Here is a 15906-nt window from a genome sequence, read left to right as displayed (position 1 = left end):
ATGAGCCCTCACTATATATGACTAGAAAAATAAAAACAGGTTAAGTATAATGGTATCAAAGGATGGTATCATAATATGAACAATAAGCAACGTAATACATTAATAGATATTTTTGAAGATCCTTTACGTTCTAATATTGAATGGACAGATATTGAATCGTTATTAAAAGCTTGTGGTGCAGAAATTACAGAAGGAAATGGTTCGCGTGTTCGTTTCTATTTAAATGGAGTTAGAGCTGTTTTTCACCGTCCACATCCTAAAAAGGAAACAGATAAAGGTGCAGTGAAATCAATACGTAAATTTTTAATAGAGGCAGGTGTATATAATCATGATGAAATATAAAGGGTATGTAGGTGTTGCTCAATATGATAGCGAAGCTGAAATTTTACATGGCGAAGTTATGAATATCAAAGATGTCGTTACTTTTCAAGCTACTTCTGTCGAAGAACTTCGAATTGCTTTTCAAGAATCGGTAGATGATTATTTAGACTTTTGTGCAGAAAGAGGAGAAGAACCGAGTAAGCCATATTCGGGTCAGTTAACACTTAGGATATCACCAGAAAATCATCAGTTGATTACGATTGCAGCATACAAAGCTGGAAAAAGTCTGAATCAATGGATTGCAGAACATATTCAACAAGATGCAGAAAAAGAAGTGGGTACGTTGATATAAAAGGAGTAAGCAAAAGATAGTAAAAAGAACCTTAACCCCATACATGCTGAGGGATTAAGGTTCTTTTGTTATATTACTGAACTGTTCTCAATGCTCTTAACTACCCATCAATCGGACTTCGTGCAAAGTTGGAGTATACCAGTTGTTGGGATTGTTATGGAGTACAGCATTTACCATATTAATACGTACATAACGAGCCGTAAATGACACTGCATCTGTTGTAAAGCCATAGGTGGTATTGGTTGTGCGATCAATCGTCGTATAATTTATACCATCGGTGCTGTATTCAATTTTGTATTTATAATAAGCCTCAGAACCTTTGTACATAAACCATGAAATATCCACTTCACTAATCTTTTTCGCAGCGCCTAGATCGACTTTCCACCATGCCGGCCATGTTGCAGAAGCAGCCGCCCAAGAAGTCTGAGCATTACCATCATTGGCATTGCTTGTTGCAGAAGAAGAAGCGGTAGAAATGGCAGTTGCGGGTTTACCCAGAGCATGGTTGGTCAACGTTGGCAAGCTCACTGTACCTGTAGCGGCATCTATATTCCAACTGCTGTACCAATTCAATGTAGCTGTGCTGTTGCTATCATTTAAGGTTAAAGGTAACCAGATAAACTTGTGGTCACTGAGGTTAAGCGGATTCCAGCGATCCCCCATATAAATATAACTGGTACCTGCACTACCTGTAATGGTAGCGATGGAATGGATCTGTGTCGCATAAGCAGAAGGATCGCCAAAAGGAGACAGTGCCGACCATGTACCTGTTATCGAAGAAGCTGTTGCATAACCGCCTTGATTCGGATACCAGCCAGAAGCTTGAGAAGTGAACAGATAATATTTACTTCCTTTTTTCACAACCGCAGGTGCTTCCCGATAAGCTCCTTCAAATACCCAACCGACCAAAGAAGCGACACCTGTGTAATCATCGGTTAAGCGGAAGATTGCCATCGAATTGTTGGCACCACCATTATTTTGACGAGAAGCTGTAATGAGATAAGCTTTATTATCTGTATCTACAAATACCGTCATATCACGGGATTCATAATCGAGCGGACGGAAGCTTCCTTTATACGTGAAATTACCATCGGGTGTATCACTAGTCGCTACAGCTACACGAGCTAGCGAATAATCACTACCATTTTCATAATGTGCCCATAGAATATACTTTTTCGTTGTTGCATTGTAGATCACTTTGGGACGTTCAATCTTACTGGAATTAAGTTCAGTAGCGGAATTTTTGGTGAGGATGCTGTTGCCAAATGTCCAGTTTTTAAGATCAGTGGAAGTATATACGTTAACTTTATCAAATTTACCGTTGGTTGCATGTTCACCGTACCAGTAGTATGTAGCCCCGACTTTGAGAATATTACCACTGTTGGCTTGGATCGGATTACCAGCGGTATCTGTCCAGTTGGTGCCATTGGTAATCGTAGCACTAGCCGCTTGAGCAGATTGCCCGTTAACACCTAAGCCAGTGATAACAAGCACCAGACTAAGCCATAACATCAGCGTTTTACGTGAAAATTGCCAAGAGATTTGTAAAATAATAAAAACCTCCTTCGGTCATTCTAAGATAGTCTCTCTACAAAAGAAGGGAGACTTCAAATTAATCTTAAGTATTTTTGTAAGCGTTTACAATAAAATAATAACGAAATAATGACATAAAAATACAGTAGCTAAAGATTGTGAATGGTGGTTATAATCTATTTTGGTAACATATTCTATAATAGAAAGTTGAAGGAGGGTAGTCTAAATTGCACCATCTCTACATCTAGCAATATACGTCAAATACTGTGCAATGCTAACTTGCTATTTGGAAAATAAAATATCATATCAGTCTAACGCTTTATCGCAGAAGCGAGACGATCAAAGGGGAAACGTAGAAACACATGAATAAGCACAAAACTACTCCGATACATAAGATTCGGAAAATAGCTTTATCTGCACTGCTAATCAGCAGTCTCACGTTATCATTCGCGTCCACGACATGGGCAGCCGCTAGTAAAATCTATGAGTACGATATCAATGGAAGACTCTCCACCACGTATACCACGACCGAGAAGACCACATTTACGTACGATGCCAATGGAAATCTATTACGCAAGCAAGTGGAAAAAGGAGATTACAGCAGTCAAGTCAATCCACAAGCCCCTGTTGTGACACCAGAACCAACGCCAACACCTGTCCCACAACCAGAGCCGCCTCCAACGTTACCAATACCTGGAATTGACCCATCTATTGTCCCGCCGCCAGTTCCAGTACCTACAAAATCGGGATTACCGTCTAAGCTCATTTTAGATAGTCCCCAATTATCTCTTACTAGTAAAACGCTTGATCTGTATGGATGGTATCTTGATCCAGAAGGAATTGCCAAAGCAGAAGTATATGTGGATGGTGTCTACTATGGTAGAGCTAACATGGGTGGAAGTCGTGAAGATGTATATCAAGCATTCCCAGAGTATAACAATCATGTAGCAGGTTATTATATCAATCAGCTAACAGTAACTACTCAAGGTATTCAGTATCGGAAGAAAAATAATAAAGATAAAAAAGTTGATGTTCCAGGTGCATTTATTCATGAATTTAAAGTAATTGTTACAAATAAAAAAGGAGTCATGAAAGAAACATCCAGAGGAATAATAATCACTACACCAGTAAATTAGGTGAAAGAGTGATTATCCAATAGTTAGGTTTATATAAGTATTTCAAATGATAAGGAGCAATACTAAAAATTATGAATAAATTGATCCGTACAAATATATTATTTATGTTATCTGTATTACTTTTGTGTACAACAATAGTAACACCTGCATATAGTGCAATATCAACAGCTTCAAGTGACAATAAATCTCTTCTAGCTGTTAAGTCTCCTAGTAAAATAGTTCCTCTAAAAGATGCAGAGCCAGAACAATGGACTAGTGTTATGAAAAGCGTTTATCAAGATGTATACGAACCTGATAATCCTGAATTAGATAAAATTCAGGCTAAGTTAAATCATCTTGAAGAATCTCAATCTAAAAGACTGTTTACCTTTTCTTTGTCCGATCAATCTGTAAAAAGTGAAAAGAGTACTTTAAGTACAGAACAGGTTAATACGTTGGTTGAAGATGGCGCAGAAGTCTCAGATGTATATTGGTTAGAGTATCTGACCCGTATAAATGGTAATAACCCATTGACCATGTGGAGATATCAGCAAGATAATCAAAAATCGTGGGAAGAAGTTCAAGACCATTATGCTCAGACTTCGAATAATTCTCCATCTGTTACAGAAGAAGTATATAAATCTTCTGTAACAACTATGAGTCGTAATTTGAGTACGAATACGGTATCTATTGCGGCAACCTCAGACGAAGACTCTGATTTAGATGATAAGATCAAAGGTGCATTCGATAATTTAGTGAAGCAACAGATACTACAAGGAACTACAAAATCTCAATTTGCAGAACGTACAGAATCTACAGAAGAGATTAGCCAGTCTTCAGGAAGCTTAACTTGGAAAGAAGCTCAGATTAGTTTGCCTGGTCGTGATGGACTGAACTTAAATATTGGGGTTTCTTATAGTTCAAGTCAAAGCTCACCTTATGATGTTCATAGTACGCGTAAAGGTTCTACTAATATTTTCAAAAAAAATTATTTGGCTTCTCGTTATGATTTAGGATTAGGTTGGGAATTTCAGTTTCCTTCTTTAGAAGGTGCAGTACCTGCAATTTCTGCTTTGACCTATCACGATGGTCAAGGAGGAATTAAATCAGTCGATTTTATGGACTCTTATGGCATAGTAGGCAAAACCCATATTCAGGATTCTCAAAATACAACACAAGTATTCATGATAGATAACAAAAAGTTATTTTCAAATGGTGTAGATTTCTCTAATTTTTATATGGAATATGCTGATCAAAAAAGAGAATATTTTTCTGGAGATGGTCGTTTACTTGGGATTGTAGACCGATTTGGTAATCAAATTGTATATCATTATCAAAATCGTACAGATTTTTTAGGTGAATCTAAATTAATGATTTCTTCGATTACGGATTCAGTTGGAAGAACAGTAGAGTTCCAATATGATTCTACAATGGGACAAGGTGAAGAGTTTCAAGGCGAAGATATTAGAGTCATTGTAAAGGACTCTTTTGGAAAAGAAATACAACGTGTTACGTATACGAAAGGAAGAGCAGTTACTAATAATAGAGGGGTGCCTGAAGGATATGCACCAGTTCTTTCTAAAATAACAAATACTTTAGGCGAGAATGAAGTATTAGATTATGATTTTCCAGAAGGATCATTTCGCTTTACTCGTTCTAAATTAAGTGCTCCAAGATCATATGCACTTCTTAAAAAAGTGACATATCCGCGCTCAATTACACAATATCAATATGAATCTTCTACTCATATGGTAGGTAGGAAGGGAGATTCAGTAGATTATCGTATATTGTCACGAGAAGATTGGGCTATTGGAATAGATGGTTCACCGATCAGTAGCTTTAATCATGTAGATTATACGTATGTAGGAGACTATACATCTTATCCAGCAGGATATGATACCTTGGTATATAAAGCGGAAGATTATCGTTATCAACAAACAGCTACCGTCCGAAGTTTAAGTAGTTCTAATGGAATGCGAAAGACATACACTTTTGATGGTAAACAGAAATTAATAACAACAGAAACACAAAATAATAAAGGAGAAATACAAAAGAGTACAAATCTAAGCTTTCATCCAGAATTCAAATACACTCCAACCAGAACCCAAATGATTCAACAAGATGCAGATGGTAGTACTACTCGTACTAGCGAGACTGTTTATACCGATTGGGGAGGTATAAGTAGTCAGACAGATGCATTGATAGATAGCGATTTTAATAACGCAACAGTCAAAGCGCAACACACGGTAAATTATACGTATCAAGATCAATTTAAATTGCTAACTAGTAAATCGTGGTATCAAGATAATAACAAACAGGTTAGTGAGAAGTATACCTACAACTCAGATGGTCGCCCTTTAAGTGTAACCAATAGTTTGGGTGAAAATACCATTTATAGTTATCAAGCATCGCCCCAGAATGAACATCAAATCAAACAAATTACTGTATCTAAGCTTGTCCGTTCAGGCGTAACATCCACCACAACAACAGCGTATGGAGAAGCAACAAACTATGCTTATCCGACAGAACAGACACAAAGCATCACCAATACAGCCAAAGACGGTAGTAAGAATACACAAGTTATTCGTCAACAAACCAAGTATGATATGGGCACAGGCTTACCTACCCAACAAATCGACAGCAACGGCAAAGCCACGACTACAACATACGATGCACTGGGTCGCCCAGTCAAAATTGTATCGCCATCGATCACCAACTTGGATGGAACCGTCTATGCGGTGGAAGATCAATATGGCTATACCAATCGGGCGTATAGCACGGAAGCCGATAGCACCAATGCAGGCATCCTAACGATGCGGGTCGATGCGATTCGTCAATACACCAACACCGCTACAGGAGCCGTTACCGTACTGAGCCGTCAATCATCGTACTATGATGGATTTGGCTTTTTGCGAGTGGATGAGACGTACAACGAAAGTAACGGCTGGACTCGTTCCCAGTATCACCCCGACGATCAAGGACGAGCCATTTATGCGATCGATCCACTAGGGAATACGCAGACGGCGAGTTATGATGCATGGGGACAACAAGTCGAAGCGACCGATCCTTACGGCAACTTGTATATTACCGCCAACCATATGACCCAGCGGAAAAACAATCATTTTGCGATTGCAGCTGCAGATGTGTCCGCTTACCGTGCGAATGCAGATAACCGTAGTATCCGCCTGAATGCAGTAGAACAATCCTATGATTTCTATGGCAACCTAGAGACAACAACGGCGTTCAAAGACGGCGCATCTCAAAGTCAACCGATTCAAGAAAGCTACACTTATGATCTACAAGGTAATATCCTAAGCTACATCGATCCGAACCAGAGCAAAAACAGCAACGGAGTCACCAACAACTATACCTATGATGCTTTGAACCGACTGACTGCGGTGCAAGATGGGATCGACCAGACCACTCGCTATGCGTACGACGGTACAGGAGGTCTGACGAAGATCACTGTAAACGACTCTGGTGGCAAAAGCGAAACGTTATACACCAAAGCGTACAACGAAGCCGGACAACTGACCGACAAAACCGATACGTCAGGCAAAAACACAGCCAATAGCTACAGCTCTCGTGGCTTAGTCGAAGAAATGCGAGATCGCAACGGCACGATCACCAACTACCAATACGACGAGCGAGGTCAACGTACCGTAGCGACACTAACCGCAAGCAACGGCAACACGTTGCAAACCAAAACCATTTTCGGTAGTGGCGGCAACATCTTAACCGATCGACACGAACTGTATCTGAACGGCACCAAGACCGCGACTCAGACCAGTACGATCGACAAACAAGACCGGATCACCAGCCTGACATCGACTGGAACGAACCAGTACAGTTCTCGTCTGGATGTGGCATACGATACACTCGACCGCATCACCAACCAGAAAAACAGTCTGTCAGGTAGTAGCTTTTTCACCAACTATGGCTACGATAAGCTTCGTTTGAGCCAGATTCAGACGAACGGCGCACAGACACGTAACACTGCTAAAGCCAACAATGTGAACTACGAATATACGCCGTTGGGTATGGTGAAGGCGATCACGTTCCCTACGTTAGCGGATGGCAGTGTGCTCCAAGAAAGCTTCACTTATGATGCACTGAACCGATTGAGCCAGATGAGCAATACCAAAGGTAGTAACACGTTGTCTGCCTACAGTTACACGTACGACAACAATGGCAATATCCTTACGGTGAGTGAAAGTCTCAATGGTGGCGAAGCGAAAACATCCACCTACACGTACGACAAGCTCAACCGCCTAGCAACCGTGAAACGAATCGACGGAAGCACCGCCAGCTACACGTATGATCTACGGGGCAATCGGAAAACGCTGAGCGATACGCAAGAAGCGACAGCGACCAAAGAATCTAGTTATAGCTATGATCCTGATGATCGCTTAACATCAGCTACAATCGATGGAACCAAAACCAGTATCGACTATCTACCGAATGGCTTACGTTTCCAGAAAACAACAGGTACTATATCGACTCAGTACGGATACGATGCTCAGAACAATGTGACTTCTGAGAAAGTTAGTAATGGTGCTCAATCCACATACATCTATGGTGACCGTATTCTATTGAAAAAAGATCAGACAGCAAACAAAGATTACTATTATCTGTCTAATGGACATGGCGATGTTGTACAGATGGTAGATACCACAGGAGCCGTTGTTAATAGTTACGGATATGATGAATGGGGTAATCTGACGAAAAATCAGGAAACAGTCGCCAATAACTTCAAATATGCCGGCGAAGCGTATGATAGTGAAACGGGATTGTATTACTTGAAAGCAAGATATTATGATCCGAGTCAGGGACGATTCTTGAAAGAGGATAGTTATGAAGGACAGATTACCAATCCACTGACGCTCAATAGTTACACGTATGTAGAGAATAACCCAGTGAACTATGTAGATCCAACCGGATATAGTTCTATGCAACCAAGAAGTAAAAAATCTACTGCTGGTGGTAATGGAGGTGGAAGACCACCAAGAGGTGGAGGTGGTGGTGGTGGCGGAAAGTCATCTAGTAGTTCTTCAAATGGTAAGAAAAATAATAATACAGTAGAACCTGCGACGAAACCAAATACTAATAATCCAGATCAGTTAAAAAAAGAACAAGAGTTAATAAGAGAAGCTGTAAAAGCAAAAAATTATTTAATTAAAGGTAAGGGAATATATACACAATACTCAGGAGGTCTTAGACAATCAGCTAAAGAAGATCCTTCAGCTGATTTACTAGCAATTAAGCTTGGAGGGCAATCTAGAATGATATTTAAAAATGATCCTCAAGGAAGAGAGTTTGATGTTATATCTAATCAATATATTGCTCAGACCAAAACCTCTATAAATAGTTTGAGTTCACAGTATAGAAATCAAGCTAAAGCAACTATTGAAGCTGCAATCGAAACTAATAGAACAGCCTATTTTCATTTCGAGACAAATCCTGCTGAAAGTGTTGTTAGACAATTGAGAGAGTATGAAACGAGATATGGTGTTAAAATAATTATTGATGTATCACCATTAAAATAAGAGAGGTAATGAATATGTATCAGTATCATGGTTGGGCAGTTATTTCCCAAAGTGTGGATGATGAAATCAATGATAAAGAAGATCATAAAGTGTTACTAAAAGTACAAAATTATATTTCCCAGATGAAAGACAATATTAATATTATTGAGGTCAAAGCGATAAACGGACAATATCATTTTTTGATAACTGGTTTTTCTAATCATAAAATTCTAAGTAAATATAACCCTATAACCATTTTAAGACGGATAGGAGAAATAGCCCCTGGATCATATGGGATATTATATGTCTATGATGATGAGGATGAGGTATATTTTAATGAATTTCGAGTTTATGTTCTAACAAGAGGGTATTTAGCTGAAAAACAAGATCCGTTCTTATCACCTTTAATCCCAACAATAGCAAATAGATCAGAATTTGATAGCGAAAATTGAGAATATAACTAAAAAATATTTTTGCGTTTCTTCTGGTTATGACTCCATGAATGGATATGATTTTTACTCATTGATAAGAGGAAAAGATAGATCATATATGTATCCATCTAGTCCATTCATTGAGCTTTCGCCAGATGCTGATTATATTAGTATTGGAGAAGCTATTATTAAAGCTTTTGAATCGTGTGAGTAACATGATGAGTCCAACTGAGGCATAACTCAGTTGGGCTCATCAATAATTTGAGTTAATTTAGGAGGGCTGTTTAGTGATATTAAACTTCTTCAAGGACTTATATGATAGTCTGCTAAAAAAAACTAATCGAAAACTAATAAATGATTCTAGTTTTGTAGTAACAGATTCTTCAAATGATTTATATTATTCATTGGGTTATAAATCATGTTGGATTGCTGTTAAAACAAGTTCGATATCTTTTAATACAATTAAAGATATTTTTAAAGAATTAACTTCTGAACTTCTTGTATTTGAGTCTATCAATGGATGGACAATTATTTCTGGAGAGACTCTTCCTGAATTAGATGGATATAAAGGAAGTTATACACTATTAACTATTTTAGAAGAACTAAGTATTACATTTGGAGAATCACAGTATTTTGGTAACCACCGAACGGTAGGTTATTATGCATGGGTGAAGTTCGTAAAAGGTGAATTCATTAGAGGTTATGCGCATCTTTCTGAAAAAGGAATTACTTTCTTAGATCATGGTGAAGAATTAACTACTATCGAAAAAAGATTATTTAATGAATTAGAGGGTGAATCTTTTTTACCTGATGAGGATACAGTACTATCTATAGCAGAAGATTGGAGCATCATTCCTGAGGATTTAAAAAAAATAAATCATCCAATATAAAAGTACAAACGATTATATTTCGTTTGTGCTTTTTACAGTATAATAATTTATTTTGGCAATTGTGATTCCAAATTTTAATTTTTAAAAAAATAAGTATCGAAAGGGGCTGGTTCGTGTTAAAATAATTATGAAAATTAGATCAATATACATAATTTTCGTACACTAATAAGATAGGAGAACGTGTCTATGAGTAAGCAAAAAGATATTCGCTCAAGTATTCAGACGTATATCGATCAGCATCGGATTTCAATGGCTGAGTTCTCTAAAAGAGCAGGGATGAATCGAGGCAATTTAAGTACTGTGATGAATCATAGCACTCATAAATTGTTATCGTTGAAGCAATTCGATCAGGTGTCTACTGTTTTAGGCTTTACTCATGGAGAACTTTATCCTTTATATATTGATGAATGTTTTTACGGAACGGTTCATTGGGGAAAAATAAGGGAGTTTTTATTTCGTTGCGCAGAATGGGGATTGAAAGATCATACTCAAACAGTCATTCAACGGCTATCTGAAGATTTAAAGCATATTCCAGAAATCTTTAATACCGCAGAAGGTTTATTTGAACAAGGATATAATGAATCAGCCCAAATATTATATGAGACGGTTGTAGATAGTGAAAAACAACATTTATCTGAACGACTAGCTATGAGCTACTATCGACTGTTTAAAATTGATCAAAATAATATACATAAAAATCTCAAAGCAGCAACTCAATTTTTGCCTTATCGTGGACGGTTACCCGAATATCTTGCTTTAGATGGATTTATTTCTTTAGCACACTTATTTATTATTCGTGAAGAATGGAAAGAAGTCGAAGTATATGTTGAAGAGCTATATGATTTATCGCAAGCTCTTTTCAAAAACAAGACATGGAAGTCTTCTCATTTTCATTCAATCCGTCCATTTGTTTATTATTACGGACAAAGTTATTTGTTGAAATCTTCTATTTGTGTACAGAAGCAAGATTACGAACAAGCTTTAGCATGGACAGAAAAATATGCTGACTTGAGTGGGATGATAGGAGTAGATGCTCGCGATCAACAAGAGGTACTGAAACTAAGTCAATTTGCTACAGCTAACCGTTTATTATTTCGTATTAAATTAGGAGATCAGACGGTTATTTCTTCATATGTATCTTTTATGCGATGTCATCCAAAAGAAATTATAAAAGGATTAACGACACTTCTGGAATTTGCTAACATACATCATTATGATATGGATCAAGTCCTAGAAGAGTTTAATATTTTTACTGATCAAGTACCTTCTAACTTAGATGCGAACTACAACGAAGCATTTCAATATTTCAATAAAGTTCTTTTCTATAAGCAATATGCTATTTATGCATTGAAAAAACGAAACTATGAGAAAGGTGTACAATTTCTTTTAGAAGGAATCAAAATCTCGAAAGAGATTGAAAATCAAGAGATGTTGAATAAATTAACTACACTATTTGAAGTATATCGTGCATATGCTACTCTGGAACAGAATAATATATATACCATGATATGTAGAAAGGAGTGCGAGGATGAAAAACAAAATTATTACTTGGAGTTTCCAGCTTTTTCTAGTTAGTTTTTTCTTACTAGACCCTATTTCTAAAATTGTTCCTTTAATTCATGGACAAGGTGATTAAACGAAAAGCTTATGAATTATGTTTTTAATAAACAAGCCCTTTTATTTTAATAAAGGGGCTTTTTGAACTTAATTTGATGTTGTTAGTATAGTAAATTTTACATAAAATTGGGTGTTTGTAAATCATAGTATCAAGATGCTAGCAAACCTGTCTGTTCAGAGTAACATCGACCAAGACAACAGCAATATGGAGAAGCCGCGAACTATGCTTATCCAACCGAACAGACCCAAAGCATCACCAACACAGCCAAAGACGGTAGTAAGAATACACAAGTTATTCGTCAACAAACCAAGTATGATATGGGCACAGGCTTACCTACCCAACAAATCGACAGTAATGGCAAAGCCACGACTACAACATACGATGCACTGGGTCGTCCGGTCACAATTGTATCGCCATCGATCACCAATTTAGATGGAACCGTCTATGCGGTGGAAGATCAATATGGCTATACCAATCGGGCGTATAGCACGGAAGCCGATAGCACCAATGCAGGCATCCTAACGATGCGGGTCGATGCGATTCGTCAATACACCAACACCACTACAGGAGCCGTTACTGTACTGAGCCGTCAATCATCGTACTATGATGGATTTGGCTTTTTGCGAGTGGATGAGACGTACAACGAAAGTAACGGCTGGACCCGTTCTCAGTATCATCCTGACGATCAAGGACGAGCGATCTATGCGATCGATCCACTAGGGAATACGCAGACCGCGAGTTATGATGCATGGGGACAACAAGTCGAAGCGACCGATCCTTACGGCAACCTGTATATTATGGCTAACCGTATGACCCAGCGGAAAAACAATCATTTTGCGATTGCAGCCGCAGATGTGTCCGCTTACCGTGCCAATGCAGATAACCGTAGTATCCGTCTGAATGCGGTAGAACAATCCTATGATGTCTATGGCAACCTAGCGACAACGACGGCGTTCAAAGACGGCGCTTCTCAAAGCCAACCGATTCAAGAAAGCTACACTTATGATCTACAAGGCAACATCCTAAGCTACACCGATCCGAACCAGAGCAAAAACAGCAACGGAGTTACCAACAACTATACCTATGATGCTCTGAACCGACTGACTGCGGTGCAAGATGGGATCGACCAGACCACTCGCTATGCATACGATGGCACTGGAGGTCTGACGAAGATTACTGTGAACGACTCTGGTGGCAAAAGCGAAACATTATACACCAAAGCGTACAACGAAGCTGGACAACTGACCGACAAAACCGATACGTCAGGCAAAAACACAGCCAATAGCTACAGCTCTCGTGGCTTAGTCGAAGAAATGCGAGATCGCAACGGAACGATCACCAACTACCAATACGACGAGCGAGGTCAACGCACCGTAGCGACCTTAGCCGCAAGCAACGGCAACACGTTACAAACCAAAACCATTTTCGGCAGTGGCGGCAACATCTTAACCGATCGACACGAACTGTATCTGAACGGCACCAAGACCGCGACTCAGACCAGTACGATCGACAAACAAGACCGCATCACCAGCCTCACCTCGACCGGAACGAACCAATACAGTTCTCGTCTGGATGTCGCTTACGATACCCTTGACCGGATTACCAATCAAAAGAATAGCTTGTCCGGCAGTAGCTTTTTCACCAACTATGGCTATGATAAGCTTCGTTTGAGCCAGATTCAGACGAACGGCGCACAGACACGCAACACTGCCAAAGCGAATAATGTAAACTACGAATACACGCCACTCGGGATGGTACAAGCAATTACGTTCCCAACGTTAGCCGATGGCAGTGTACTGAAAGAAAGCTTTACTTATGATGCCCTCAACCGTTTGAGTCAGATGAGCAATACGAAAGGCAGTAGCACGCTTTCGGCGTACAGTTACACATATGACAACAACGGCAATATCCTTACGGTAAGTGAAAGTCTAAACGGTGGAGAAGCCAAAACATCCACCTACACGTACGACAAGCTCAACCGCCTAGCGACTGTCAAACGAATCGACGGAAGCACCGCCAGCTACACGTACGATCTACGTGGCAACCGGAAAACGCTGAGTGATACGCAGGAAGCGACAGCAACTAAAGAATCCAGTTACAGCTATGATCTAGATAACAAACTGATTGCAGCAACGATTGACGGAACCAAAACAACGATAGACTATTTACCAAGCGGTGTGCGTTCTCAAAAGACTAGTGGATCAACTAATATCCAATACGGCTATGATGCTTGGAAAAATGTTGTATCCGAAAAGTCTAGTGAGGGGAAACAGTCTACGTACATTCGTGGTGATCGAGTATTGGTGAAAAAAGATCAGACGGCAAGTAAAGACTATTATTACCTGTTCAACGGACATGGTGATGTGGTACAGATGGTCGATACTAGTGGCACGATTGTGAATAGTTACGGGTATGACGAGTGGGGGAACATTGCCAAACAACAGGAGACGGTCTCGAACAGCTTTAAGTATGCAGGCGAAGCTTATGATAGTGAAACGGGACTGTATTATTTGAAAGCGAGATACTATGATCCAAGTCAAGGAAGATTTCTAAACGAGGATTCTTACGAAGGGCAGCTTGTGAATCCTTTGACTACAAATGGATACACATATGTAAGTAATAACCCTTTATCCTATATAGATCCTACAGGACATATGGAATGCCAAGGAGCATCTAGCTGTGGGGCAGGTTCTACTTTTACTCAAAGTGAATGGAATGCTTTTACAAAAGCAGCTGTTGATTTTTATTTAAACTTCACTCCTGGAGTTAATGTCTTATATAGCAACTATCAGTTTTTTGCTAATGATGTTCCATTTTTATTTGATCCGAATGGATCTAAAGTGGAAAAAGCTCTTATATTAGTAGGATTTATACCTGACGGTAAAGTAGTGAGTCAGGGTGGGAAAATGTTTGTCAATATTATGAAGAATGGTGAGAAAATTTCTGCTGAAGTTTCTAGCAATGTAAAATGGGTGAAATACAAGAAGCATATTTCTCCACCTAATAAATCATGGAAAAAAATTATTGAGTCAACTGAGAATGGTGGCGCAGCAAAATATAAGCCAGAAGTCGATATTGAAGCTGCTGAGCGTTATGCGTGGGAATACGGTACACCTGCAAAAAATAGAGAGGACTTTAAAGTGATGGAATTTAAAGATGTTATAGGAGCAAGTGATGGTTCTGAAACTAAGTATATGCGAGTAGAGATGAACTCTGTTGGAGAAATACATGGACATCCAATTACAGAGCAACGTTACAAAAAATATTTAAAATAAAGGAGTTTTAATATGTTGGAAAACTTTGATTTTAAAGATGGAAAAGTTAATTTCAATTATTTCGGGAAAATAGATTACAAGTCTTCCTTACAAGAAGATGAATCTTCTCTTAGTGAAGATATGTTATCACTCTCATATTTTGATAATAAGTATATTATTGATATAGGCTGGTACGATAGCAATCAAAGTTTTATAATTCATTTAATAAAAGATGATGATTGGGAATTTCCACAAAAAACAGAAAAGTTTAAAAATAAAGAAAAAATAGAAGAAATATTACAAACATTTATAGAGGTAGTCTATAAAAATGTATAACGTTATCAGTTCTAAAGAATGTATGTCCTGAATGAGAAGCCTAATAATGGGAGATAAATCCTAACTCTCATTATATAAATACAAATCCTTATTAAAATGGGAAAGTGATACTGTGTTAAATGATCATGTGGATTTTAGAAGTGGAAAAATAGTATTCAATGATTTTGATTTAAATTCGGCTGTACCATTAAATGAGCAGATATGGTCTTTAAAAGAAGATATTTTACAAGTTGAATATAGCAATGAATATATATTAGATGTGGGTTGGGTACATGATTTTGATGCTGAAAAAGGTTGTTTTAAATTAGTAATTATTAAACAAGAAGATTGGTTAAATCCAATATTTGTATGGAAAACCAAGAGTGTAAGGCAATTATATAATTATATGAATGAAGCAGTATCAAAACTTGAATTATTAGTTAAATAATATTAAAAAATTTATTTTAAAGATGATTTAATTGATTTTAACTAGTTGGAGATAGCTACTTTTGTTTTCAATAACAAAAGTAGCTATTTTTCTTTGATTTATAA

Annotated in this window: 11 protein-coding genes; 10 read left to right on the top strand and 1 reads right to left on the bottom strand. The window is 38.2% G+C overall.

Translation table 11 applies throughout. The annotated features are described in order from the left end of the window. The first annotated feature begins 75 nt into the window (after window positions 1-75). Together RCP16_RS17580 and RCP16_RS17575 are read left to right on the top strand one after the other, a co-directional pair. Window positions 76-342, top strand: a complete 267-nt coding sequence (locus RCP16_RS17580; RefSeq protein WP_273592973.1) for a type II toxin-antitoxin system HicA family toxin — start codon at window positions 76-78, stop codon at window positions 340-342. Beyond that, window positions 329-673, top strand: a complete 345-nt coding sequence (locus RCP16_RS17575; protein ID WP_175425246.1) for a type II toxin-antitoxin system HicB family antitoxin — start codon at window positions 329-331, stop codon at window positions 671-673. The genes RCP16_RS17580 and RCP16_RS17575 overlap by 14 nt, the downstream gene beginning before the upstream one ends. A gap of 96 nt (window positions 674-769) precedes the next feature. On the opposite strand, the gene RCP16_RS17570 is transcribed toward RCP16_RS17575, so the two are convergent. Beyond that, window positions 770-2185, bottom strand: a complete 1416-nt coding sequence (locus tag RCP16_RS17570; protein ID WP_308640941.1) for a family 43 glycosylhydrolase — start codon at window positions 2183-2185, stop codon at window positions 770-772. 383 nt (window positions 2186-2568) lie between these two features. Here RCP16_RS17570 and RCP16_RS17565 point away from each other — a divergent pair, with 383 nt between their 5' ends. From RCP16_RS17565 to RCP16_RS17530, 8 genes are all read left to right on the top strand, one after another. Continuing rightward, complete coding sequence (locus RCP16_RS17565; RefSeq protein ID WP_308640940.1) at window positions 2569-3342, top strand: hypothetical protein; 774 nt, start codon at window positions 2569-2571, stop codon at window positions 3340-3342. 71 nt (window positions 3343-3413) lie between these two features. Beyond that, complete coding sequence (locus RCP16_RS17560) at window positions 3414-8867, top strand: RHS repeat-associated core domain-containing protein (RefSeq protein ID WP_308640939.1); 5454 nt, start codon at window positions 3414-3416, stop codon at window positions 8865-8867. Window positions 8868-8881: 14 nt separating this feature from the next. Beyond that, window positions 8882-9298, top strand: coding sequence for an Imm7 family immunity protein (locus RCP16_RS17555; protein ID WP_308640938.1), 417 nt, complete (start codon window positions 8882-8884; stop codon window positions 9296-9298). A gap of 266 nt (window positions 9299-9564) precedes the next feature. Continuing rightward, window positions 9565-10167 carry a hypothetical protein gene (locus RCP16_RS17550; protein ID WP_308640937.1) on the top strand — a complete coding sequence of 201 codons (603 nt, stop codon included), beginning with the start codon at window positions 9565-9567 and terminating at the stop codon, window positions 10165-10167. A 186-nt stretch (window positions 10168-10353) separates the two neighbouring features. Next, a complete protein-coding gene (locus RCP16_RS17545) occupies window positions 10354-11742 on the top strand; it encodes an XRE family transcriptional regulator (RefSeq protein ID WP_308640936.1) in 1389 nt (462 codons plus the stop codon). A gap of 360 nt (window positions 11743-12102) precedes the next feature. After that, window positions 12103-15060, top strand: a complete 2958-nt coding sequence (locus RCP16_RS17540; protein ID WP_308640935.1) for an RHS repeat domain-containing protein — start codon at window positions 12103-12105, stop codon at window positions 15058-15060. Window positions 15061-15075: 15 nt separating this feature from the next. Then, window positions 15076-15375 carry a hypothetical protein gene (locus tag RCP16_RS17535; protein WP_308640934.1) on the top strand — a complete coding sequence of 100 codons (300 nt, stop codon included), beginning with the start codon at window positions 15076-15078 and terminating at the stop codon, window positions 15373-15375. A 127-nt stretch (window positions 15376-15502) separates the two neighbouring features. Continuing rightward, window positions 15503-15802 (top strand): hypothetical protein, encoded by a 300-nt coding sequence (locus tag RCP16_RS17530; protein WP_308640933.1) that lies wholly within the window; start codon window positions 15503-15505, stop codon window positions 15800-15802. The last annotated feature ends 104 nt before the right edge of the window (window positions 15803-15906 follow it).

It is taken from the genome of Paenibacillus nuruki (assembly GCF_963311185.1).
GTDB classification, from domain to species: Bacteria; Bacillota; Bacilli; order Paenibacillales; family Paenibacillaceae; genus Saccharibacillus; species Saccharibacillus nuruki.
Note: the sequence above shows the minus strand (reverse complement) of the source record. Positions and strands in the feature narration are given on the sequence as shown.

Coding starts and splice junctions, on each gene's coding strand:
- RCP16_RS17580 (WP_273592973.1), top strand. CDS start 76: ATGAACAATAAGCAACGTAATACATTAATAGATATTTTTGAAGATCCT.
- RCP16_RS17575 (WP_175425246.1), top strand. CDS start 329: ATGATGAAATATAAAGGGTATGTAGGTGTTGCTCAATATGATAGCGAA.
- RCP16_RS17570 (WP_308640941.1), bottom strand. CDS start 2,185: ATGTTATGGCTTAGTCTGGTGCTTGTTATCACTGGCTTAGGTGTTAAC.
- RCP16_RS17565 (WP_308640940.1), top strand. CDS start 2,569: ATGAATAAGCACAAAACTACTCCGATACATAAGATTCGGAAAATAGCT.
- RCP16_RS17560 (WP_308640939.1), top strand. CDS start 3,414: ATGAATAAATTGATCCGTACAAATATATTATTTATGTTATCTGTATTA.
- RCP16_RS17555 (WP_308640938.1), top strand. CDS start 8,882: ATGTATCAGTATCATGGTTGGGCAGTTATTTCCCAAAGTGTGGATGAT.
- RCP16_RS17545 (WP_308640936.1), top strand. CDS start 10,354: ATGAGTAAGCAAAAAGATATTCGCTCAAGTATTCAGACGTATATCGAT.
- RCP16_RS17540 (WP_308640935.1), top strand. CDS start 12,103: ATGGGCACAGGCTTACCTACCCAACAAATCGACAGTAATGGCAAAGCC.